Raw genomic sequence first — 19,970 nt, 5'->3', positions numbered from 1 at the left:
ACGAACGAAGGGAGCGCCGCTATGGCAGCGGGAACCATCCGCTACTGGGCCGCGGCCAAGGCCGCCGCCGGTGTCGCCGAGGAGCCGTACACCGCCGAGAACCTGGCCGAGGCGCTGGACGCCGCCCGCGCGAAGCACCCGGGTGAGCTGGTCCGCGTACTCCAGAGGTGTTCGTTCCTCATCGACGGTGACCCCGTCGGGACCCGCGCGCATGAGACCGTACGCCTTGCCGAGGGCGGCACGGTCGAGGTGCTCCCGCCGTTCGCAGGAGGGTGAACCGCACAGCATGAGCAGCGATCAGCAGCAGCCGTACGACCAGGGCCACGACCAGGGCCACGACCCGTACGCAGGCGGGCAGCAGTACGGCGGGCAGCAGCAGTACGGGTACCAGGACCCGCAGGTCACACAGACGTGGCAGGGCCAGACCTGGGACACGCAGTACCAGCCGGTGGTCCAGCCCGTACAGCAGCCGACGGCGTACGACACCGCCTACCTGCCCCCGCAGCCCGCGACCGCGGCCCACCCGCTGCCGGACGAGAGGCCGGCCGTCCCCGCCGTCCAGGGCGAACCGGCGGCCGCGTACTCCGCGCCCACCACCTCCGGCCACACGCGCCTCACCGACGCCCAGCGCGCCAGGGCCGAGGGCCGTTCGCCGATCATCGCGCCCGGGATCCAGCCCGCCGCCCTCACCGCCGTCCTCGGCGTGCTGCTCGCCGGCGGCGCCGCACTCGGCTCGTACGGACTGCTCGTCCCGCTCGTCCTGCTCCAGGCCGTCACCGCCGCCGGCTGGTTCCGGCTCAACGGCATGTGGCCCGCCCGTCAGGGCATCGCCCTCGCCTTCGCCGGCGGCCTGGCCGCCGACGTCGCCCTGCTCGCCGCCGGCCGCGAGAACGCGCCCGCCGCGATCATCGGCACCCTCGGCGTCTGGGTGCTCCTCACCCTCGTCCTCCAGCTCCGCAGCCACGCCGACCCCGACGAGCGCATGTACGGCCTGATGGCCACCGTCGCGTCGGCCGCGCTGACGATCGTCGCCACCGGACACCTCGGCGCCGCGCCCGACGCCGTGGTCGTCGGCGGCCTTGCCGTCGCCGCCGCCACCGTCGCCCGCGCCCTCCCGCTGCCCGGCCCGGTCTCCGTCGTCGTGGCGCTCCTGGCCGCCGCGGGCGCCGGGATCGCGGCCGGCGGTTTCACCGACCTGGGGACCTCCGGTGCTCTGCTCGGTCTCGGCGCCGGAGTCTGCGCGCTGATCGGCCTGCGCGTCGCGAGCTACGACTACCCCTCGCGGTTCGTGCACATGACCGCCGGTGTCGCCCTCCCGCTGACCGCCGCCGCCCCCGCCGTCTACCTGCTGGGACGTGCGCTCGCCTGAGCCGGGGGAACCATCCGGCCCCGCGACGCGTCGATCTTGATGTCGGGGGCCGGACAAGTTTTTGGGGGGCGGCAGCTCATGCGGGCACTGCGCGTATTGCTGATCGTGGCCGTCGTGCTCGGCGGGATCTTCGTGGGCGTGGACCGTCTCGCGGTCAACTACGCCGAGTCCGAGGCCGCCGACCGCGTGCGGCTCGGCCCTGCGCGGGCCGGCTCGACGGAGGTCGACATCAAGGGCTTCCCGTTCCTGAACCAGGCCATGGACAAGCGGTTCGACGAGGTCGACGTGGCGCTGACCGGCGTCGAGGCCACGGCCGGCGGCCGGAAGGTCCGGATCAGCGAGATGACCGCCTCGCTTCGCGACGTGACGATCGAGGGCGACTTCGAGGGCGCCCGCGCGCGCACCGCGACCGGTACGGCCCTGATCTCGTACGCCGACCTGATGGCGGCCTCCGGCCGCGACGTGAAGATCGCCTACGGCGGCGACGGCAAGGTGAAGGTCACCGGCGGTGTCGAGATCCTGGGCCGCACGGTCACCCGCAGCGTCGTCTCCTCGGTGACCCTGGTCGACGGCGACACGATCCGTGTCCGCGCCGACGAGGTGCCGGGCGAGGGCATCCCGGGCCTGGAGTCCCTGATCCGCAAGCGCACCGACTTCGACCGTGAGATCGGCGGGCTGCCTCAGGGCATGAAGCTGGAGAAGGTCGAGGCGCGCGAGGACGGCGTGGCGATCGGCGTGACGGGCACGGACGTGGTCCTGGCGGGCTGAGACCGCGCACGGCGCGTGCGGGCGACCGGGCTCGCGGCGGGCCGCGCGGCGGTGACCGGGGTGCGGCATGGCCGCCCCCGGGGGTCGGGCGGCCCGTATGGACAGGGCCCGGCCACATGGTGAGACTGCACCGTCCGACTCGTAGAAAAATCGCCTCCCGGCCCCGCCCCCGACCTCGGCGGTGCCCGGTTTCTCCGCGATCTCGTCCCACATCTCGGACGATCGCGTCTCAAAATACGACACACCGGTGACACGGCCGCCTGTCCGTCCCTACGATCGTGGGCATGAAGCGACAGGCGGATCTCACGAAGCGGCGGGCAGTAGACCTGTGCCGCATCGCCGCCATGCTCTGTCGCTCCGTCTGAGCGGGCCCCCGAGTCCCGTATTCCTCAGGCCTTTCCGACCCCCGGTCGGGGCCACCCCCGTGTAGCCCGTACGTGGCGCTGACGCGTACCCGCAACCCCACGCGACATCGCACCACCGCACCACACCGCCGAACACTGCCCCGGAGGAGAAACAGCATGAGCCGCAGCGACGTCCTGGTAGACGCCGATTGGGTCGAGGCGAACCTCGACAACCCGCAGGTGGCCGTCGTCGAGGTCGACGAGGACACCTCCGCGTACGAGAAGAACCACATCCGCAACGCGATCCGGATCGACTGGACCAAGGACCTGCAGGACCCGGTCCGCCGCGACTTCATCGACCAGGAGGGCTTCGAGAAGCTCCTCTCGGCCAAGGGCATCGCGAACGACACCACGGTCGTCCTCTACGGCGGCAACAACAACTGGTTCGCCTCCTACGCGTACTGGTACTTCAAGCTCTACGGCCACCAGGACGTGAAGCTCCTCGACGGCGGCCGCAAGAAGTGGGAGCTCGACTCCCGCGACCTCGTCGCCGAGGTCCCGACCCGCCCGGCCACCGAGTACAAGGCCAAGGCCCAGGACACCTCCATCCGCGCCTTCCGCGACGACGTCGTGTCCGCGATCGGCGCCCAGAACCTCGTCGACGTGCGTTCGCCCGACGAGTTCTCCGGCAAGCTGCTCGCCCCGGCCCACCTCCCGCAGGAGCAGTCGCAGCGCCCGGGCCACGTGCCGAGCGCCCGCAACATCCCGTGGTCGAAGAACGCCAACGACGACGGCACCTTCAAGTCGGACGACGAGCTCAAGGCCCTCTACGAGGACGAGCAGGTCGACCTGGCGAAGGACACCATCGCCTACTGCCGCATCGGTGAGCGTTCCGCGCTGACCTGGTTCGTGCTGCACGAGCTGCTCGGTGTCGAGAACGTCAAGAACTACGACGGCTCGTGGACCGAGTACGGCTCCCTCGTCGGCGTGCCGATCGAGCTCGGCGCCAACAAGTAAGACCACCCGGACGTACGGACCTAAGGACAGAGACATGTGTGGAGCGCAGCCCGGCGGCCCCGACGCCTCGACGATCAAGCCCGGTGAGACCACCATCCAGGGCTTCGTGACCAAGGACGGCGAGCCCGTCACCGGTTACGTCCGCCTCCTGGACTCGACCGGCGAATTCACGGCCGAGGTCCCGACCTCCGCCACCGGCCAGTTCCGCTTCTACGCGGCCGAGGGCACCTGGACCGTCCGCGCCCTGATCCCGGGCGGCACGGCCGACCGCCAGGTCGTGGCCCAGCACGGCGGCCTCGCCGAGGTCGCCATCGCGGTCTGATTGCCTGACGCGCCCCCCCCGCACCGCGCGGGGGGCGCCTCACGGGCTTCGAGCAGGAAGCCCCGCTTACCGGCCGAAGGGCCGTGCCTCCTGGGGGTTGGACGCTTTCCAGAACTTGAGGCGCGGCCCTTCGGTCTTACTCTGAAGATATGTACGCGCGTCGTCGACACGTCTACTTCTGGCTGATGGGCGGTTGCCTGCTGCTCTTCGTGGGCGCCTGGGCCGTCGTGCGGCTGTTCTCCATGCCCGTCGCCATCGGGATGTGCGTGGTCGCCATGCTCATCCCGCCGGTCGCCGCGATGATCGCGAACCGGCGGGGTCCCGAGGACCGCTGGTGGGACGACCCGTCCGGGGACCCCCAGTCGGACGAATGGTGGGACGAGCTCGACGGCAAGAAGCGCCGCGAACGCTGACCGCCCGCCCGCCTCAGTAGACGAGGGCCTGCGTGCCGTCCGTCATCGCCTCCTGGACGAAGACCTGGGCGCCGGCGATGCGGACACCCTCCAGGACGTCCTTCTCCGTGATCTCGCGGCGGGCCGCACACTGGGTGCAGAGCGTGATCCGACCCGCCGCCAGGATCGAGTCGATGAGGTCGGGCAGCGGCGCGGCGTGCGGGAGTTCGAACTCCGCCGCGCGGCCCGGGAGCGCGAACCACGACGACTCGCCCGTCAGCCAGAGCGAGACCTCGACCCCACTGGCGACAGCGACGGCCGCCACGGTGAAGGCCTGGGAGCAGCGTTCGGGGGCGTCGGCCCCGGCGGTCACCTTGATCACGAGCTTCTTCGCCATATACCGAACTGTAATGCGGACCTCTGCAACCTCATGCACCTCTCACGTGTCAGCCCTGTGCGCGGATAACGGAATCCTCGCTTCAGGTCTCGTGGGGGGACCCCCTTGGAACACATAGAAGAAGGCGCCGCCGCGCCGCGGCGGCGCAGAACCGGGCGGACGATCGGCCTCATCGCCGTCGCCGCCGTTCTCGGCCTCGTCGGCGGCACCGCCGTGGGCTACGGCATCCAGGCCGAGCGGGAGCCGACGGCTCTGCCCGCCCTGAACCAGCCCGGTCTCGCCTACCCGAAGCCGCTCCCGAAGGGGCAGAAGGCCGCGCCTCTGCCGGCCTCCGAGGACCGCAAGGTCAAGACGGACGGCGACCTGCGCAAGCTGCTGCTGCCGCGCCCGGCGGGTGCGAAGAAGACGGAGTTCTCGGACCTCGACGGCTGGGAGTCCGTGTCCGCGTACGCCCGTGGGTTCAATAGCCCGGGTCCGGCGCTGGACTTCCAGCTGCGCAACGGTGTCCGGCGCGTGGCGACCACGACGTGGCAGCAGGGCAAGTACCGGTTCGCCGAGATCCGGCTGGTCCAGTACCGCTCGAACGACACCCTCGGTGCGCAGGAACACGCCGAGGGCCAAATGGAGTACATGCCGGAGGAGGACTACGCCTCCTCCGAGGGGGAGCCGCTCAAGGGCTCCGCCAACGGCCGCTACTACCTCTTCCCGGTGGAGCGGAAGGCCGGCTACCTGGACTTCTACGAGGCCCGGGCGTACTTCCACCGCGGCGACATCATGGTCGCGATCTTCATCACCGACACCAAGAAGATCTCCGCGAAGGACATCCGTTCGATCGCCGAGCAGCAGCTGGGGCGCCTGTGAGCGAGGACCTGAACACCGTGACCGAGCCGGCGAAGCCCGGCCGTGGGCGCAAGCTGCTGACGGTCGCCCTGCCGGCCGTGCTCGTCCTCGGGGCGATCGGCGGCGGCGTCACGTACACCGCCGTCACCGTCGATTCCGCGGACCGCAGCGCGCCGACGGTCGCCTGGGAGGAGCCCGAGGCGACGCAGTGGGACAAGGATCCCGCCGCCCTGGGCGCGGAGCGCGGCAAGGCGTCGACGCCGCTCAGCAAGCTGCTGCTTCCGGTGCCGGAGGGGTACACGCTCGGCCCTGACATCGATTCGTACGGGAACGACGGCGAGCTGAGCGACAAGGAGGCCCTCGCGCTGATGAAGCAGGAGGGCAGGGGTCTCTCCGGAAAGAAGCGGCGCGAGTACGACAAGCGGGTCGAGAAGGTCGGCATCAAGGGCATCGCGGTCCGTTCCTACGCCGCGGAGGACAACGAGAGCGTGGTGTCCGTCCGCATCACGCAGATGAAGGACAAGAAGCGGATCCGCACGATGTTCGAGCTCCGCAAGGACCTCTTCGAGCTGTTCGAGTTCCCCAAGGGCCCGAAGATCGCCGGGCACAAGAACTCCGCCTGCTTCATGGTTCCCGAGGACAAGGACCTGACCAAGTCGGAGAAGGCCGTGCAGCTGGTGGAGATGCACTGCACGGCGTACGACTCCGAAGTCGAGGTCACGGTCACCATCGCCGGTACCAAGCCGTTCGACAGGTCCGCGGCCGCCAAGCTGGTGCAGAAGCAGCTGGACCACATCAAGTCCCCGGGGGAGTACGTATGACCGAGCAGACGACGGACAAGGCCGTGACGCTTCCGGAACAGCGGGAGTCGGTCGAACCGGTCGAGCCGGAGTCGGTCGAGCCGGTCGTTCCGGTCGAGCCGGTCGAGCCGGTCGAGCCGGTCGTTCCGATCGAGCAGGCGGAGCCCGAGCAGCCCGAGCAGCCCGTCGGCCCGCCCACCGTCAAGGCCTCCCGCAAGCCGCTCCTCTGGGCCGTCGCCCGCTGGACCGCCGCCGCGCTCGTCTTCGGCGGGATCGGGACCGGGACCGCGCTCGGGATCACCTCCATGGAGCGCACCGACGTGCCCGGTCTCGCGACCGAGAGCGACGGCCGCTGGGCGTACCCGGAGCTCAGTCTCCCCGCGCTCCCGGCCGACGCGCCGCGGCCCTTCACCGACGGTAACGACGGCGAGATCCACCACGCCGACCTGCGCAAACTCCTCCTGCCCGCGCCCGCGGGCGCCACGCCCGACCCGAAGCTGAACGGCGGCTGGGTCAGCGTGGACCAGTTCCTGTCCCAGTACCGGAAGGACGACAGGACCGAGCTGTCGGAGCCGCTGAAGGAGTCCGCGCTGCGGCACATCGCGGCCCGGGGCTGGACCATGCCGGACGGGACCACGACCCGGATCCATCTGCTGCGGTTCAACTCCGTGGCCTTCGCCGAGGCCTTCAAGGACGACGCCGTGCAGGCCGGATCGGCCACCGGCCCGCTCCTCGACGGGATCGAGGGGGTCCAGATCGACGGCGACTTCCCGACGGACATCAGCGTCCCGTACACGGTTCTGTACACCCACGTCGAGCTGCCGCAGAACGCCGACCAGACCCGCTGGGCGTACATCCAGGCCGGCGACACCCTGGCGCTGATCACCCAGACCCGGAAGGGAGAGGCGCCGGCGGTCCCGTTCCAGCAGACGGTGGCACTCCAGAACCAGCTCCTGGGCTGATCCCGGCAGCCTGACCCACCTCACAGAGAGGGCCGGTCCCCCGCAGACTAAGCTGGGGTCCGGCCCGTTCTGCCTTCACCGCTCATTCGAGGAGCACCCGTGATCATCTTCTTCGAAGTCCTCCTGGCCCTGGTCTGCGTCGCCGTGCTCGCGTTCACCGGTCTGGCCGTGAAGAAGCTGTACCAGGGCCAGCGCTAATCACCTCTACGGAACGACAGAGCTGCTCATGATCGAGATCCCGTCCGACCTCAACCCGGACCTCGTCCCCCTCGCGTTCCTCCTCGGAACGTGGGAAGGCGCGGGCGTCGCCGACTTCCCCGGCGCCGAGAAGTGCAACTTCGGTCAGTCCGTGACCTTCAGCCACGACGGCCGTGACTTCATCGAGTACCACTCGCACTCGTGGGTCCTGGACAACGAGGGCAACCAGGTCCGCCCGCTGGAGAGCGAGAGCGGCTACTGGCGGATCGACAAGGACCGCAAGGTCGAGACCGTCATGGTCCGCGACCAGGGCATCGTGGAGATCTGGTACGGCGAGCTCGCCGACAAGAAGCCGCAGATCGACCTGGTGACGGACGCCGTGGCCCGTACGGCGGCGGCCGGCGCGTACAGCGGTGGCAAGCGGCTCTACGGCTACGTCAAGGGCGACCTGATGTGGGTGGGCGAGAAGGCGACCCCCGAGGTCCCGCTCCGCCCGTACATGTCCGCGCACCTGAAGAAGGTCGTGACGCCCGAGGAGGTCGCGGAGATGGCGCGCAACCTCGGCGACCTGCCGGACGACGGCATCGCCTTCTTCAAGTGAGTCGCTCTCCTGGCCCCGGCCGGGAGATTCGCGAGGTTCGCCCCGCCACCGATGATTCTGACCAGTGCCCCGGCCTTCAGGCAGGGGCACCGGTTATTTATCTCGTGGTGCTCCGGCGCCGCGGGCGTACGACGGACCGAGGAGTACGGGTGATCACGCCCGGGCTTCAATGATCAATCCACGTCGGAACTGCCCGCGTGGATTCGCGTGAACATGCGAAAAATGAGCCATATGCGAAGGATTCCGTCATCATGACCTGGTGTCCTGGTAAGTCGCATAGAGTCGCGGCTGTCGGTAGCCGGGGCGGTGCCCGGGCCTTCGCAATCATTGGGAGACGATGGGCGGGATCCCGGGAGCGATGCTGAAGCGCCGGCGTGGTCACAAGGCGCGGCTCTGTCTCACCCCCGCCCAGGCGGCGATGGCTGAGGAGCAGGGTCATGCGGCCCGCGCGTTATGGAATCTCGTTCATGACTGGTGGACGATGCTGCCCAGAGAGCGCCGCAGCCTGGCCGCCGCCGACGAAGCGATCCGGCAGGGCCGCAAGGATCTTCCCTGGCTCGGCGCCCTGCCCGCGCAGGCGGCGCAAGCCGTGCTTAAGACGTATTTCCAGGCGTGGAAGAACTGCTGGGGCGGCCGCGCTCAGGCCCCTCAGTTCAAGGGCCGTTTCCGCTGCCGCATGGCCATCGACATTCCGCAGGGCCGTGACCTGCAGATCGTCAGGTTGAACCGGCGGTGGGGGCGTATGTGGGTGCCGAAGGTCGGGCACGTCCGCTTCCGCTGGACCCGGGATCTACCGGTGGGCAGACACGCTGACGGCGCGAGCCGGGTCTCGGGGGCTCGGCTGGTGAAGGAGGCCGACGGCTGGCACGTCGTGTTCCGTGTCCAGAGAGAGGTGCCCGAACCAGAGCCGCATCCGGGGCCGACGGTGGGAATCGACCGGGGCATCACTCGCCCACTTGCCCTGTCCGACGGTACGTTTCGTGACCACGGACCCTGGCTCACCGAGGGGGAAGCCAAGCGGCTCCGGCGGCTGGAGAAGACAAAGGACCGCAGGCGCCACGCCCGCGAACCTGGTGAGAAGGACTCGCGTCGCCTGACCCGTACGTACGACCAGATCGCCCAGCTCCGCGCGACAGCCAAGCGCCGAGCGGTCGACTGGCAGCACAAGACCACCACAGAGATCGCTGAGACGTTCGCCCGCGTCGGGGTGGAGGACCTGGCCGTCACCAGCATGGTCAAGTCCGCCCGAGGGACCGTGGAAGCACCCGGGCGCCATGTCCGCCAGAAGGCCGGTTTGAACCGGGCGATCGCCGAGGAGGCGTGGGGCAGGACCGTGACCATGCTGGAGTACAAGACCACCGACCGTGGCGGCATCGTGGTCAAGGTCCCCTCCGCGAACACCTCCCGCCGCTGCTCCGCCTGCGGCGTCATCACCCCCGGAAGCCGGGAGAACCAGGCCCGTTTCGTCTGCAAGAACCCAGGCTGCCGGTTCGAGGCCAATGCGGACACCAACGCCGGGCGCAACATCGAACACGCCGCCGGGCAGGCGGTGTCAGGACGTGGAGACCTCGGCACAGCCGGTCTGTGAAGCGTCAACCACCCACCAGGCCGCACATGGCCTGAGAAGGGACCCGCCCCATTCAAGGGTGGAGGATGTCAAACTGGGGGGCGTGGTGAGCACCGACTGGAAGAGCGACCTGCGGCAGCGCGGCTATCGGCTGACGCCTCAGCGCCAGCTTGTCCTGGAGGCTGTGGACACGCTGGAGCACGCGACGCCCGACGACATCCTGGGCGAGGTCCGCAAGACGGCCTCCGGTGTGAACATCTCCACCGTGTACCGGACCCTGGAGCTCCTGGAGGAGCTCGGGCTCGTCTCGCACGCCCATCTCGGGCACGGGGCGCCGACGTACCACCTCGCCGACCGGCACCACCACCTCCACCTGGTCTGCCGGGACTGTACGGAGGTCATCGAGGCGGATGTGGACGTGGCCGCCGAGTTCACCGGGAAGCTGCGCGAGACCTTCGGCTTCGACACGGACATGAAGCACTTCGCGATCTTCGGCCGGTGCCGGGACTGTTCGAACAAGGACTCCGGTACGCAGTCGTAGGCTTGCCCCTATGAAGAGCCCTCTGCTGTCCCTGCCCGGCGCCGTCCCCGCCGAAGGCCGTGACGAAGGTGTCGCCGCGCACTACGGCGACCTGTTCCGCGAGCAGCGTGCCCTCGCCGCGGGTGACGGTTTCGTCGATCTCTCGCACCGCGGTGTCGTCACCGTCTCCGGGGACGACCGGCTGAGCTGGTTGCATCTGCTGCTCACCCAGCATGTCAGCGAGCTGCCGGCGGGCCGTGCCACCGAGGCGCTGATCCTCTCCGCGAACGGTCACATCGAGCACGCGCTGTACCTCGTCGACGACGGCGAGACCGTCTGGGCGCACGTCGAGCCCGGCACCCAGGACGAGCTCATCGCCTATCTGGAGTCGATGAAGTTCTTCTACCGGGTCGAGGTCGCCGACCGTACGGAGGACTTCGCCGTCGTCCACCTCCCGGCCGGCTCCATCGCCGGGGTGCCGGAGGGTGTCGTCGTACGGGAGACCCCGCACGGCCGCGACCTGTTCCTGCCCCGCGCCGACCTGGAGCCCTTCGCGGCCGGTCATGGTCCGGCGGCCGGGATGCTCGCGTACGAGGCGCTGCGCATCGAGTCGCACCGGCCGCGGCTCGGCTTCGAGACCGACCACCGCACCATCCCGCACGAGCTGGGCTGGATCGGCAGCGCGGTGCATCTGCAGAAGGGCTGCTACCGCGGGCAGGAGACCGTCGCGCGCGTCCACAACCTGGGGAAGCCGCCGCGCCGGCTGGTCTTCCTGCACCTGGACGGCAGCGAGGTCCATCTGCCGGGTCACGGCACCCCGATCCGGCTCGCGTCGGACGGCGCCGACGGCCGCCAGCTGGGCTTCATCACCACCTCCGGCCGCCACCACGAGCTGGGGCCGATCGCGCTGGCGATGGTGAAGCGCAACGTGCCGGTGGACGCGGAGCTGATGGCCGGGGAGACGGCCGCCGCGCAGGAGACCGTCGTCGAGCCGTAGGTCCTCGGCCGCCGCCGTAGCCCCTCAGACCTCCACGAGCACCGTGAACGGGCCGTGGTTCGTGAGCGAGACGCGCATGTCCGCTCCGAACCGGCCCGTCTCCACGTGCGCGCCGAGCTCGCGCAGCCGGGCCACGACCTCGTCGACGAGCGGCTCGGCGACCGGGCCGGGCGCGGCGGCGTTCCAGGTCGGCCGGCGGCCCTTGCGGGCGTCCCCGTAGAGGGTGAACTGAGAAATCACCAACAAGGGCGCATTGACGTCCGAACAGGATTTCTCTCCCTCCAAAATCCGGACGGACCACAGCTTTCTGGCCAACTGTGCCGCTTTCTCCGGGGTGTCCTCGTGGGTGACTCCCACCAGCACACACAGCCCTTCGCCGACGATCTCGCCGACGGTCTCTCCTGCCACGACGACGCTCGCGCCGTCCACCCTCTGCACCACTGCACGCATACAGTCCAACCTACAGACCTGCGCAAAGGGGCCGAACGGGTGCAGAGCGCCTGCACATGCACGGGCGGGAGTGGCACCATGCCTGTCAGGCGGTGCGGCTCCGCACCGGTCGAGGGGACGATTCACATGAGTGCACCTGGCGCCGGGCAGACGCCGGCCCGTTTCGGAGTAGGCGTACGTCCGCCCGCGCAGCGGACGGGGGAGCCGGCGCTGCCGGAGCGACCGCAGCCGGACATCGCCGCCCTGAGGCTGCCGGAGCTGCGCGCGCTGCGCCGTGACGCGCAGGGCGACGAGGCGGACCTCAGCTACGTACGGCGGATGCTGCAGGGCCGTATCGACATCCTGCGGGCCGAGCTGGCGCGGCGTACGGATCCGGAGTCGCCGGTCCTGGACCGGCTGTCGGAGATTCTCGCGGACGTGCCGTCGCGGCGGGGTTCGTCGGCGCGGCACGTGACGCTGTCGACGCCCCGGAGCGAGGAGTACCGGCGGCTCGCGGCGGAGATGCTCTCGGAGGTCGAGCTGTCCGACCTCGGGGCGCGGACGGACGACGAGCTGCACGCGGCGATGGGGCGGCTCGCGGGGTACGAGCAGCAGATCTCGCGGCGGCGCCAGGAGCTCCAGCGGACGGCCGACGACTGCAGCGCAGAGATCACCCGCCGCTACCGCGAGGGCGAGGCCCAGGTGGACGACCTCCTGGCCTGAGCGGAGGCCGACCGGCGGTTCGGCGGCGAGGGAGGCCGCCCGCCGCGTCGCGCCGGGCGGGGGTCCGGCGACGCGTGCCCCGGGGTCCTTGCGGTCCGGTGGCGCGGCGGCCCGGCGGCCCGGCGGTCCGGTGGCGCGGCGGTCCGGTGGCCGCCCTGGGGTCCCTCTCGTCCTGCGGCCCTGCGGTCCGGTGGCCCTGCGTCCCCGTCGCCCTGCGTCCCCGCGGGCGCGTGGCCCTGCGGGCGCGAGGCCCCGGCCGTCGAGGCCCCGGCGGTTCTTTCGGGAAACTCGCGTGCGGCGGGCCCCGGTGCGCGCATAGCCTCGCCGACATGAGCCTTGAGGTACGCCCCGTGGGCGAGTCAGAGTTCGGCGAGTGGCTGCGTGCGCTCAAGACCGGGTTTCTGCGGCCACCGGTCCTCGCGGACGACGAGGCCGAGGCGCGGCTGCCGCACTTCGACCTCTCCCGCACGCTCGGCGTCTTCGACCGGGGCCGGATCGTCGGCACGTTCCGTACGTTCACGCAGGAGCTGTCCACCGTCGGCGGTGGCTCGCTCGTCGCCGACGCCATCAGCCAGGTGACCGTCTCGCCGACGCACCGCCGCCGCGGGGTCCTCAGCGGCGCGATGACGGCGGATCTCGCCACGGCGAAGGAGCGGGGCGACGCCGTGGCCACCCTCATCGCCGCCGAGTACCCGATCTACGGGCGGTACGGCTTCGGTCCCGCCACCTGGACCACCGAGTGGGCCGTCGACGTGACGCGCGCCGGGCTCGACCCGCGCCGTACGGGCCGGCCCGAGTGCGGCGGCTCGGTCGAGCTCTCCGACGGCGCCGAGATCCGCAAGGTCGCCCCCGAGGCCCACCGCCGGCTGGCCCGCGTCCGGGCCGGCGTCCCGAACCGGGAAGCGCGTGACTGGGAGCGCGGCACGGGTCTCGGTTTCCAGGGCGAGCCCTGGACCGAGCCCTTCTACGCGGTGTACCGCTCCGAGTCGGGCGAGGTCGAGGGCTATGCCGCCTACCGCTCCGACGACAAGTGGGCCGACGGCAAGCAGCCGGAGAACACGGCCTCCGTCCGGGACCTGATCGCCTGTACCCCGGCCGCCGAGCAGGCGTTGTGGCGGTACCTCTGCTCGATCGACTGGGTGACCACGGTCCGGTCCGGCTACCGCGCCCCCGACGACCTCCTGCCGCTGCTCCTGCCCGACCCGCGCGCGGCCAGGGTCGTCAGCCACGCCGACATGCTCTGGGTCAGGATCCTGGACGTGCCCAAGGTGCTGGAGGGGCGTACGTACGCCGCTTCCGGCTCCCTCGTCCTGGAGCTGCGGGACGAGGGCGGTCTGGCCGGCGGGCGCTACCGGCTCGACGCGTCCCCGGCGGGCGCGGAGTGTTCCCGTACGACCGAGTCCGCCGATCTCGCCCTCGACATCGCCGAGTTGGGCAGGCTCTCGCTCGGTGACGAGTCGGTGGTACGGCTGGCGGCCCTCGGCCGGGTCGAGGAGCTGACGGCGGGCGCGGCCGCCCGCGCGGACGTACTGCTGCGGGCCGCGCGCCGGCCGTGGTGCCCCGACATCTTCTGAGCGCCCGTGCCGCCTGCGTACGGTCACTTCGTACGGAGGCGGAACAGGCCCCCGGACGCGGCGATGCCCGTCGCCATGATCCCGGCGCACCAAGCCAGCGCGATCCAGGGCGTGTTGCCCACCGGCTGGTCGAGCAGCAGGCCGCGCATCGACTCGATGAGAGGGGTGACGGGCTGGTGCTCGGCGAAGCCGTGCAGCCAGCTCGGCATGGTCTCGATCGGGACGAACGCGCTGCTCGGGTAGGGCAGGAACATCATGAAGAACGTGATCCCGCCCGCCGCTTCGGGCGTGCGGGTGAGCAGTCCGAGCGCCGCGGAGAGCCAGGAGATCGCGGTGATGAAGGCGACGAGCAGGCCGAGCGCGGCGAGCCAGCCGAGCGGGGTCGCGGCGGGCCGGAAGCCGATGGCGAAGGCCACGCCGAGGACGAGCACGGTGGCGACCAGGTTGCGGGCGACGCTGGCGCCGACATGGCCCGCGAGGATCGGCGTGCCGCCGATGTCGAGCGAGCGGAACCGGTCGATGATCCCGCCCTTCATGTCCTCGCTGACGCCGACGGCGGTCCCTGCGGAGCCGAATCCGGAGCAGAGGATGAGGACGCCGGGGACGACGTAGGTGACGTACCGCGTGCCGGTGTCGATGGCTCCGCCGAAGAAGTAGACGAAGACCAGCATCAGCATGATCGGCAGCAGCATCGAGGTGATGACGGCGTCGATGTTGCGGCGGCCGAGACGGAGTCCGCGGCCGGTCATCGTGAGGGCGTCAGACATTCAGGGGCTCCTTCTCGGTGAGCGTCAGGAAGACGTCGTCGAGCGTCGCGGTGCGCAGGGCGAACCGGACGATGTCGGTGCGGCCGGGGTCGAGTTCGTCGAGGAGCGCCCGGACCTGGGCGGCGCTGCCGTCGGTGGGGACGCCGAGGGTGAGGGCCTCGGCGTCGTGGTGGACGGCCCGGTCCGCGAGCCGGAGGTAGCTCTCCCGGTCGCGCAGGACGAGGTCGAGGCGGTGGTCGGCGAACCGGGCCTTGAGCTGCTGTGCGGTGCCGTCGGCGACGATGCGGCCGGCGTCCATGACGGCGATGCGGTCGGCGAGCCGGTCGGCCTCCTCCAGGTACTGGGTGGTGAGGAAGACCGTCGTACCGCCGTCGGAGAGGGCGCGGACCACGTCCCACAGCTCCTTGCGGCTGCGCGGGTCGAGGCCGGTGGTCGGCTCGTCGAGGAAGATCACCGCGGTCTCGCCGGGATCGCGGACCAGTCCGGCGGCGAGGTCGAGGCGGCGGCGCATGCCGCCCGAGTACGTCTTGGCGAGGCGTCCGCCCGCGTCGGAGAGGCCGAAGCGTTCCAGGAGTTCGGCCGCGCGGCGGGCTGCGGCCGGGCGGGGGAGGCCGGAGAGCCGGGCCATCATGCGCAGGTTCTCGGCGCCGGTCTGCATGTCGTCGACGGCGGCGAACTGGCCGGTGAGGGAGATGGCGCGGCGCACCCGGGACCGCTCGGTGGCGATGTCGTACCCGGCCACGCGCGCGTGGCCGGAGTCCGGGGCGGTGAGGGTGGCGAGGATGCGGACCGTGGTGGTCTTGCCCGCGCCGTTGGGGCCGAGCAGGGCGAAGACGGTGCCCTGGTCGACGCGGAGGTCGAGGGAGTCGAGGACGGGAACGGTCCCGTAGGCCTTGCGCAGGCCGGTGGCTTCGATGGCGGCCGGGGCGAGGACGGGCTGCGCGGGCGGTACGGCGGGCGGGGAGGCGGGCTGCGCGGGTCGAGAGCCGGGCTGCGCGGGCGGGGAGGCGGGCTGCGCGGGCGGTACGGCGGATGGCATGGGTCCCCCTGGGATCAGTACTGCGTATGCCTTACGCGTTACTGTGTAAGGGTTACGCATTACTAGGATGGCCGTCAAGCGAAGAAGGGCGGATGCGGTGGCGGACGACAAGGGCGAGGGCGGCGGAACCTTCCTGCCCGCGAGCATCGAGGCCGCCTGGGGGCTGCGCGAACGCCCCTCCAAGGGCCCCAAGCCCGGGCTCACCCTCGACCGGATCGTGACGACGGCTGTCGCCGTCGCCACGGCGGAGGGGCTCGACGCGGTCTCCATGGGGCGGATCGCCAAGGAGCTCGGCGTCTCGACCATGTCCCTCTACCGCTACGTCGGGGCGAAGAGCGAGCTGTACGTCCTGATGCAGGACGTCGCCACGGGCGCCCCGCCCGCCCCGCTCCCGCCCGGCACCGGCTGGCGCGAGGGCATCGAGCACTGGGCCTGGGCGATCCGCGAGGTCTACCACCGCAATCTCTGGATGCTCCGCATCCCGCTCTCCGGCCCGCCCGCGACGCCGAACACCGTCGCCTGGTGGGAACAGGCCATGGTCGCCCTGGAGGGCACGGGCCTCGACGAGGGGACCAAGGTCTCGGTGGTGATGCTGGTCGGCGGCTTCATCCGCAACGAGGCGCTGATGATGGCCGACATCGGCGCGGTCATCGGCGCGAGCGGGCAGACCCCGGAGGAAGTCCTCTCCCGTTACGGCCACACCCTGCGGCGGCTCGCCGACCCGGACCGCTATCCGGCGGTGGCGCGGATGCTGGACTCGGGCGTGATGGACGAGGCGGACGAGCCGGACTACGAGTTCCGCTTCGGCCTCGCCCGGATCCTCGACGGGGTCGCGCTGCTGGTGGACGGGGACGGGCGCTCGTAGAACTGGAGCACTCCGCCGACGCTGAAGCACGCGGCACCCGTGAGCGTGCCCCAATTCGCGACGGTGACGCTCACCAGGTCCCCGGTCGAGGGCCGCGTGAAGGCGGTGACCGCCGAGGCCATGAAGAGGAACGACCCGAGCTGGTTGACCGAGACGATCCACCAGGCGAGGTCCTGCGTGCGCAGTCGTGGCCGGCCGTGGCAGACCTCGACCAGCGCGAGGTGCCCCGAGATCAGGAACAGGATGCACCCGACCATGTCCGGGGCCCAGACGAGCCGGTTGACCTGCTGCACGGAGAGCCCGTGCAGCAGCGAGCCCACCAGATTGATGCCGAACACGAGCGTGCCGGCGAACAGCACGAAGGTGCTGAGCCAGTCGATCCGGCCCGGCTCGTAGCTCCACCACCGCCAGCGCCGCGCGGCCAGCCGACCCGCCTGGTGGTCCCGGTCGGGCGTGTTGATCGCCTGGAGCAGCGAGGCGTACCCGCCGGTGTTGAAGAACAGGCCGCCGGTGAAGTAGATCCAGGCGCTCGTGATGTCGCCCGGTCCGAACTGGGCCAGCCCGGCGCCGAGGGCGAAGAGCGCGCCACCGACGGTGAACGCGCCGGCGGCGATGGCGTTCAGCCGGCGCATCCGGCCGACCGAGACGCTGTCCGCCGTTCGCGCCCGGGGCCCCGGCTCGCCCGTGGCATGGACGGTCAGCAGGGCGCGCTTGCGCGCCACGCGCGACTCCCAGACCGCGGTGCCTCCGCCCTCGGGCCGCCAGGTGACCCGGGTCGTGAACGGTCCCGCTCCTTCGGAGTGCTCCTTCGTTCCCGCCACCAGCCGACTGTATCCCTCGTGTGAGGAAAGCTCCCTGTATCGACCGGTATGTCCGGCGCTGGGTGGGCGCCTTGCGCCGTCAGGTCAGCACCACGGGGCGGGCACGGCTACGTCAGCACGTTGACGGCGCGGGCGACGACAAGGCCGAGGATGACCAGGGAGACGAGGGACTGGACCGCCATGGCGATCTTGGCCCAGGGCGCCAGCGGCATGACGTCCGTCGGGCTGAAAGCGGTGGCGTTGGTGAGTCCGAGGTAGAGGTAGTCGACGAACCGGGGGCGCCAGTCGGGCGCGGCGAGTCCGGGGGTCAGCTGCTGGGGGAAGGCGAGCGCCGGGGTGGGGGGCATGCCGTGGGCGCGGGCGGCGGCACCGCCGCCGTCGAGTTCGAAGTACAGCAGGGCGAAGGCGAGGACCGTTCCCGCCCATACGGTGCCTCCGGTCTGGAGCAGGCTGGTGGCGGAGGCGGTCTCGCGCCCGTTGTGGACGATGTCGTCGATCAGCTGGACGGTCGACCAGACGGCGCCGAGCGCGAGGACGGAGACGAGGGCGATGGACACGGCGCGCAGCGCGGAGGAGCGGCGGTCGATCCGGCCCGGGTCGCCCGCGATCAGTGTGAGCAGGAGCAGTCCTTCGATGGACGGCAGCACCCAGATGGGTGCCATGCGCAGGTCGTCGGGGAGCAGCAGGGTGAGGACCATGGCGGCCACGACGGCGGCGGCCATCGGCCAGCGCGGCTCGCCGATGGGCGGGTTCCCCTGCGGTGAGCCCGGCGGCGCCCCTTGGGCCGGCTCCGGCGGTTCTGGCGGCTCCGGCGGCCCTTGAGACTGGGGACCATGGTGTCGGCTCACGTCGTTTCGTCCCCTGTCGGTCGTGTCGTGGGCCGGTCGGCGAGCCCGCGCCGGGGACGACCCGGGAGTCCGTTCCCGGGGATCACCCGGTCATCGACCCCACTCCACTACGCCTCGCCGGGACGCGCACGGCCCGGCACCCGGCCGGGTCAACGCGACGACCGGAACGGCTGACACGCGTGCCACGCGGAGCCTTGATCACCCGTGGATCGCCGAAGAGGGCCCGACGAGCGTCGCGAGGGCCGGCTGTCCGCCGGTGGACTCGGTGGCGCTCGGGGCCCTCGTGCTCGACGAGCCTCCTCCTGGCCGGGGCCGCACCCCGTTACGCGACGGGCATCGCGACCCGGTCCTCGGTCGCCTCGTGGCCCCGCTTCGGCTGCCGCAGGACCGTGAAGGCGACCACGAAGGCGGCGACCAGGAGCCCGGTGCCGACGGCGAACGCCAGGCGGTGGCCGGCGGTCAGGGCCTCGGCGACGGGGCGGCCCGCCCCGGTCAGCGCCTCGGTGCGGGCGGCGGCCAGGGTGGAGAGGACCGCGATCCCGAGGGCCATGCCGATCTGCTGGGTGGTGTTGAACAGGCCCGAGGCCAGCCCCGCGTCCTCCTCCTTCGCACCGGACATGCCCAGCGAGGTCAGGGCGGGCAGCGCCAGGCCGAAACCGGCCGCCAGCAGCATCACGGGCAGCAGATCGGTGACGTACGAGGCGTGCACGGGGATCCGGGCGAGCAGTCCGAGCATCACCACGAGCAGCGCGAGCCCGGTGAGCAGGACGGCGCGCTCGCCGAAGCGGGCGTTGAGGCGGGCCGAGACGCCCAGGGACGCGGCGCCGATGACCGCGGCGGCCGGCAGCATCGCGAGACCGGTCTCGGCGGCGCCGTACGCGAGGACCTTCTGCAGGTGGAGCGCGACCAGGACCTGGAAGGAGAACAGGGCGGCGACCATCAGCATCTGGACCAGGTTGGCGCCCGAGACGCTGCGCGAGCGGAGGATCCGCAGCGGCATCAGCGGGTTGGCGGTCCTGGCCTGGCGGACGAGGAAGCCGACGAGGAGGGCGAGCGAGAGCGCGCCGAGGCCGAGGGTGTGGGCCGAGGCCGCGCCGTACTCCTCGATCTTGACGACCGCGTAGATGCCCGCCATCAGACCGGCGGTGACGAGCAGCGCGCCGAGGACGTCCGCGCCGCCGCCGGCCTTGAGGCCCGGGCCGCGGTCGGTGGGCAGGGCGCGGAGGGCGACGAGGAGGGTCGCGAGACCGATGGGGAGGTTGATGAAGAAGATCCAGTTCCAGGTGAGCGCGTCGGTGAGGACCCCGCCGAGCACCTGTCCGATGGAGGCGCCGGCCGCGCCGGTGAAGCTGAACACGGCGATGGCCTTGGCGCGTTCGCGGGGCTCGGTGAAGAGCGTGACGAGGATGCCGAGGCTGACGGCCGCGGCCATCGCGCTGCCGACGCCCTGGAGGAAGCGCGCCGCGATCAGAACGCCGGGGGAGGCGGCGACGCCGGCGAGCAGCGAGGCGGCGGTGAACACCCCCGTACCCGCGAGGAACATCCGTCTGCGGCCGATCAGATCGCCGAAGCGGCCGGCCAGGAGGAGCAGTGATCCGAAGGCGATCAGATACGCGTTGACGACCCAGCTGAGTCCGGCCGGGGTGAAGCCGAGGTCGCTCTGGATGGCCGGCATGGAGACGGTGACGATGCTGCCGTCGAGGATCGTCATCAGCATTCCTGTGGCCAGGACACCGAGAGCGAGCGAGCGGGAGCGGGAGGGGGCGGACGTGGCAGGCATGGGGTCTCTCCTGTTCGACGGAGGCAACAG

General features: G+C 71.2%; 23 protein-coding genes. 16 read left to right on the top strand and 7 right to left on the bottom strand.

All coding sequences use genetic code 11. From position 1 onward, the window contains the following. Positions 1–21 precede the first annotated feature (21 nt). From ACFY8U_RS34725 to ACFY8U_RS34700, 6 genes are all read left to right on the top strand, one after another. Complete coding sequence (locus tag ACFY8U_RS34725) at positions 22–276, top strand: MoaD/ThiS family protein (RefSeq protein WP_315896192.1); 255 nt, start codon at positions 22–24, stop codon at positions 274–276. Between the two features lie 10 nt (positions 277–286). Continuing rightward, positions 287–1,369, top strand: a complete 1,083-nt coding sequence (locus ACFY8U_RS34720; RefSeq protein ID WP_389576113.1) for a hypothetical protein — start codon at positions 287–289, stop codon at positions 1,367–1,369. Positions 1,370–1,447: 78 nt separating this feature from the next. Then, on the top strand, positions 1,448–2,137 hold the full coding sequence (locus tag ACFY8U_RS34715; protein WP_389576112.1) for a DUF2993 domain-containing protein: 690 nt from the start codon (positions 1,448–1,450) through the stop codon (positions 2,135–2,137). Positions 2,138–2,658: 521 nt separating this feature from the next. Then, positions 2,659–3,498 carry a sulfurtransferase gene (locus ACFY8U_RS34710; protein WP_361436838.1) on the top strand — a complete coding sequence of 280 codons (840 nt, stop codon included), beginning with the start codon at positions 2,659–2,661 and terminating at the stop codon, positions 3,496–3,498. Between the two features lie 34 nt (positions 3,499–3,532). Next, positions 3,533–3,820, top strand: a complete 288-nt coding sequence (locus ACFY8U_RS34705) for a DUF1416 domain-containing protein (protein ID WP_361676405.1) — start codon at positions 3,533–3,535, stop codon at positions 3,818–3,820. A 149-nt stretch (positions 3,821–3,969) separates the two neighbouring features. After that, the gene (locus ACFY8U_RS34700) at positions 3,970–4,233 is read left to right on the top strand and encodes a DUF3099 domain-containing protein (RefSeq protein ID WP_361676408.1); all 264 of its coding nucleotides are present in this window, start codon (positions 3,970–3,972) and stop codon (positions 4,231–4,233) included. A gap of 13 nt (positions 4,234–4,246) precedes the next feature. Here ACFY8U_RS34700 and ACFY8U_RS34695 read toward each other — a convergent pair whose 3' ends face one another. After that, positions 4,247–4,609, bottom strand: a complete 363-nt coding sequence (locus tag ACFY8U_RS34695) for a DsrE family protein (protein ID WP_137994334.1) — start codon at positions 4,607–4,609, stop codon at positions 4,247–4,249. Between the two features lie 105 nt (positions 4,610–4,714). Here ACFY8U_RS34695 and ACFY8U_RS34690 point away from each other — a divergent pair, with 105 nt between their 5' ends. The 7 genes from ACFY8U_RS34690 to ACFY8U_RS34660 all read left to right on the top strand — a co-directional run bounded on the left by ACFY8U_RS34690 (position 4,715) and on the right by ACFY8U_RS34660 (position 11,094). Beyond that, positions 4,715–5,470 carry a hypothetical protein gene (locus tag ACFY8U_RS34690; protein ID WP_389576111.1) on the top strand — a complete coding sequence of 252 codons (756 nt, stop codon included), beginning with the start codon at positions 4,715–4,717 and terminating at the stop codon, positions 5,468–5,470. Beyond that, complete coding sequence (locus ACFY8U_RS34685) at positions 5,467–6,270, top strand: hypothetical protein (RefSeq protein WP_389576110.1); 804 nt, start codon at positions 5,467–5,469, stop codon at positions 6,268–6,270. Before ACFY8U_RS34690 ends, ACFY8U_RS34685 begins: the two co-directional genes overlap by 4 nt. Beyond that, complete coding sequence (locus tag ACFY8U_RS34680) at positions 6,267–7,211, top strand: hypothetical protein (RefSeq protein ID WP_389576109.1); 945 nt, start codon at positions 6,267–6,269, stop codon at positions 7,209–7,211. The genes ACFY8U_RS34685 and ACFY8U_RS34680 overlap by 4 nt, the downstream gene beginning before the upstream one ends. Positions 7,212–7,437: 226 nt before the next feature. Further along, a complete protein-coding gene (locus tag ACFY8U_RS34675; protein ID WP_361436856.1) occupies positions 7,438–8,010 on the top strand; it encodes an FABP family protein in 573 nt (190 codons plus the stop codon). Between the two features lie 358 nt (positions 8,011–8,368). Then, the gene (locus ACFY8U_RS34670) at positions 8,369–9,598 is read left to right on the top strand and encodes an RNA-guided endonuclease InsQ/TnpB family protein (protein WP_389576108.1); all 1,230 of its coding nucleotides are present in this window, start codon (positions 8,369–8,371) and stop codon (positions 9,596–9,598) included. Between the two features lie 82 nt (positions 9,599–9,680). Further along, positions 9,681–10,118 (top strand): transcriptional repressor, encoded by a 438-nt coding sequence (locus ACFY8U_RS34665; protein WP_361599098.1) that lies wholly within the window; start codon positions 9,681–9,683, stop codon positions 10,116–10,118. 10 nt (positions 10,119–10,128) lie between these two features. Further along, the gene (locus ACFY8U_RS34660; protein ID WP_389576107.1) at positions 10,129–11,094 is read left to right on the top strand and encodes a YgfZ/GcvT domain-containing protein; all 966 of its coding nucleotides are present in this window, start codon (positions 10,129–10,131) and stop codon (positions 11,092–11,094) included. Between the two features lie 24 nt (positions 11,095–11,118). Here ACFY8U_RS34660 and dtd read toward each other — a convergent pair whose 3' ends face one another. Further along, positions 11,119–11,544 carry a D-aminoacyl-tRNA deacylase gene (dtd, locus tag ACFY8U_RS34655; RefSeq protein ID WP_361436865.1) on the bottom strand — a complete coding sequence of 142 codons (426 nt, stop codon included), beginning with the start codon at positions 11,542–11,544 and terminating at the stop codon, positions 11,119–11,121. 126 nt (positions 11,545–11,670) lie between these two features. Between dtd and ACFY8U_RS34650 the strand changes: the two genes are divergently transcribed. Then, on the top strand, positions 11,671–12,246 hold the full coding sequence (locus ACFY8U_RS34650; protein WP_361599092.1) for an ABC transporter substrate-binding protein: 576 nt from the start codon (positions 11,671–11,673) through the stop codon (positions 12,244–12,246). Between the two features lie 329 nt (positions 12,247–12,575). Then, entirely contained in the window at positions 12,576–13,820 is a 1,245-nt protein-coding gene (locus ACFY8U_RS34645; RefSeq protein WP_389576106.1) for a GNAT family N-acetyltransferase, read from the top strand. 23 nt (positions 13,821–13,843) lie between these two features. Here the strand turns inward: ACFY8U_RS34645 and ACFY8U_RS34640 are convergent, their stop codons facing one another. Together ACFY8U_RS34640 and ACFY8U_RS34635 are read right to left on the bottom strand one after the other, a co-directional pair. Continuing rightward, a complete protein-coding gene (locus tag ACFY8U_RS34640) occupies positions 13,844–14,587 on the bottom strand; it encodes an ABC transporter permease (RefSeq protein ID WP_361436874.1) in 744 nt (247 codons plus the stop codon). After that, positions 14,580–15,626, bottom strand: a complete 1,047-nt coding sequence (locus tag ACFY8U_RS34635; protein ID WP_389576105.1) for an ATP-binding cassette domain-containing protein — start codon at positions 15,624–15,626, stop codon at positions 14,580–14,582. Before ACFY8U_RS34635 ends, ACFY8U_RS34640 begins: the two co-directional genes overlap by 8 nt. 67 nt (positions 15,627–15,693) lie before the next feature. Between ACFY8U_RS34635 and ACFY8U_RS34630 the strand changes: the two genes are divergently transcribed. Further along, the gene (locus tag ACFY8U_RS34630; RefSeq protein WP_389576104.1) at positions 15,694–16,491 is read left to right on the top strand and encodes a TetR/AcrR family transcriptional regulator; all 798 of its coding nucleotides are present in this window, start codon (positions 15,694–15,696) and stop codon (positions 16,489–16,491) included. Here the strand turns inward: ACFY8U_RS34630 and ACFY8U_RS34625 are convergent. The 3 genes from ACFY8U_RS34625 to ACFY8U_RS34615 all read right to left on the bottom strand — a co-directional run bounded on the left by ACFY8U_RS34625 (position 16,416) and on the right by ACFY8U_RS34615 (position 19,940). Beyond that, on the bottom strand, positions 16,416–17,312 hold the full coding sequence (locus ACFY8U_RS34625; RefSeq protein WP_389576103.1) for a hypothetical protein: 897 nt from the start codon (positions 17,310–17,312) through the stop codon (positions 16,416–16,418). The two genes, ACFY8U_RS34630 and ACFY8U_RS34625, sit on opposite strands and share 76 nt — an antisense overlap. Before the next feature lie 107 nt (positions 17,313–17,419). Beyond that, the gene (locus ACFY8U_RS34620; protein ID WP_389576102.1) at positions 17,420–18,034 is read right to left on the bottom strand and encodes a hypothetical protein; all 615 of its coding nucleotides are present in this window, start codon (positions 18,032–18,034) and stop codon (positions 17,420–17,422) included. 448 nt (positions 18,035–18,482) lie between these two features. Then, positions 18,483–19,940, bottom strand: coding sequence for an MFS transporter (locus tag ACFY8U_RS34615; RefSeq protein WP_389576101.1), 1,458 nt, complete (start codon positions 19,938–19,940; stop codon positions 18,483–18,485). Between the last annotated feature and the right edge of the window lie 30 nt (positions 19,941–19,970).

This window comes from Streptomyces sp. NPDC012508 (assembly GCF_042902595.1).
In the GTDB taxonomy this organism is placed as follows: Bacteria; Actinomycetota; Actinomycetes; order Streptomycetales; family Streptomycetaceae; genus Streptomyces.
The sequence above is the reverse complement of the archived record's forward strand: the minus strand, read 5'-3'. Positions and strand labels throughout refer to the sequence as shown.

Excerpts from the sequence above, each read along its gene's own strand:
- ACFY8U_RS34725 (WP_315896192.1), top strand. The coding sequence starts at position 22 with ATGGCAGCGGGAACCATCCGCTACTGGGCCGCGGCCAAGGCCGCCGCC.
- ACFY8U_RS34720 (WP_389576113.1), top strand. The coding sequence starts at position 287 with ATGAGCAGCGATCAGCAGCAGCCGTACGACCAGGGCCACGACCAGGGC.
- ACFY8U_RS34715 (WP_389576112.1), top strand. The coding sequence starts at position 1,448 with ATGCGGGCACTGCGCGTATTGCTGATCGTGGCCGTCGTGCTCGGCGGG.
- ACFY8U_RS34710 (WP_361436838.1), top strand. The coding sequence starts at position 2,659 with ATGAGCCGCAGCGACGTCCTGGTAGACGCCGATTGGGTCGAGGCGAAC.
- ACFY8U_RS34705 (WP_361676405.1), top strand. The coding sequence starts at position 3,533 with ATGTGTGGAGCGCAGCCCGGCGGCCCCGACGCCTCGACGATCAAGCCC.
- ACFY8U_RS34700 (WP_361676408.1), top strand. The coding sequence starts at position 3,970 with ATGTACGCGCGTCGTCGACACGTCTACTTCTGGCTGATGGGCGGTTGC.
- ACFY8U_RS34695 (WP_137994334.1), bottom strand. The coding sequence starts at position 4,609 with ATGGCGAAGAAGCTCGTGATCAAGGTGACCGCCGGGGCCGACGCCCCC.
- ACFY8U_RS34680 (WP_389576109.1), top strand. The coding sequence starts at position 6,267 with ATGACCGAGCAGACGACGGACAAGGCCGTGACGCTTCCGGAACAGCGG.
- ACFY8U_RS34675 (WP_361436856.1), top strand. The coding sequence starts at position 7,438 with ATGATCGAGATCCCGTCCGACCTCAACCCGGACCTCGTCCCCCTCGCG.
- ACFY8U_RS34670 (WP_389576108.1), top strand. The coding sequence starts at position 8,369 with ATGCTGAAGCGCCGGCGTGGTCACAAGGCGCGGCTCTGTCTCACCCCC.
- ACFY8U_RS34660 (WP_389576107.1), top strand. The coding sequence starts at position 10,129 with ATGAAGAGCCCTCTGCTGTCCCTGCCCGGCGCCGTCCCCGCCGAAGGC.
- dtd (WP_361436865.1), bottom strand. The coding sequence starts at position 11,544 with ATGCGTGCAGTGGTGCAGAGGGTGGACGGCGCGAGCGTCGTCGTGGCA.
- ACFY8U_RS34650 (WP_361599092.1), top strand. The coding sequence starts at position 11,671 with ATGAGTGCACCTGGCGCCGGGCAGACGCCGGCCCGTTTCGGAGTAGGC.
- ACFY8U_RS34645 (WP_389576106.1), top strand. The coding sequence starts at position 12,576 with ATGAGCCTTGAGGTACGCCCCGTGGGCGAGTCAGAGTTCGGCGAGTGG.
- ACFY8U_RS34640 (WP_361436874.1), bottom strand. The coding sequence starts at position 14,587 with ATGTCTGACGCCCTCACGATGACCGGCCGCGGACTCCGTCTCGGCCGC.
- ACFY8U_RS34635 (WP_389576105.1), bottom strand. The coding sequence starts at position 15,626 with ATGCCATCCGCCGTACCGCCCGCGCAGCCCGCCTCCCCGCCCGCGCAG.
- ACFY8U_RS34630 (WP_389576104.1), top strand. The coding sequence starts at position 15,694 with ATGGCCGTCAAGCGAAGAAGGGCGGATGCGGTGGCGGACGACAAGGGC.
- ACFY8U_RS34620 (WP_389576102.1), bottom strand. The coding sequence starts at position 18,034 with ATGGCCGCCGCCGTCGTGGCCGCCATGGTCCTCACCCTGCTGCTCCCC.
- ACFY8U_RS34615 (WP_389576101.1), bottom strand. The coding sequence starts at position 19,940 with ATGCCTGCCACGTCCGCCCCCTCCCGCTCCCGCTCGCTCGCTCTCGGT.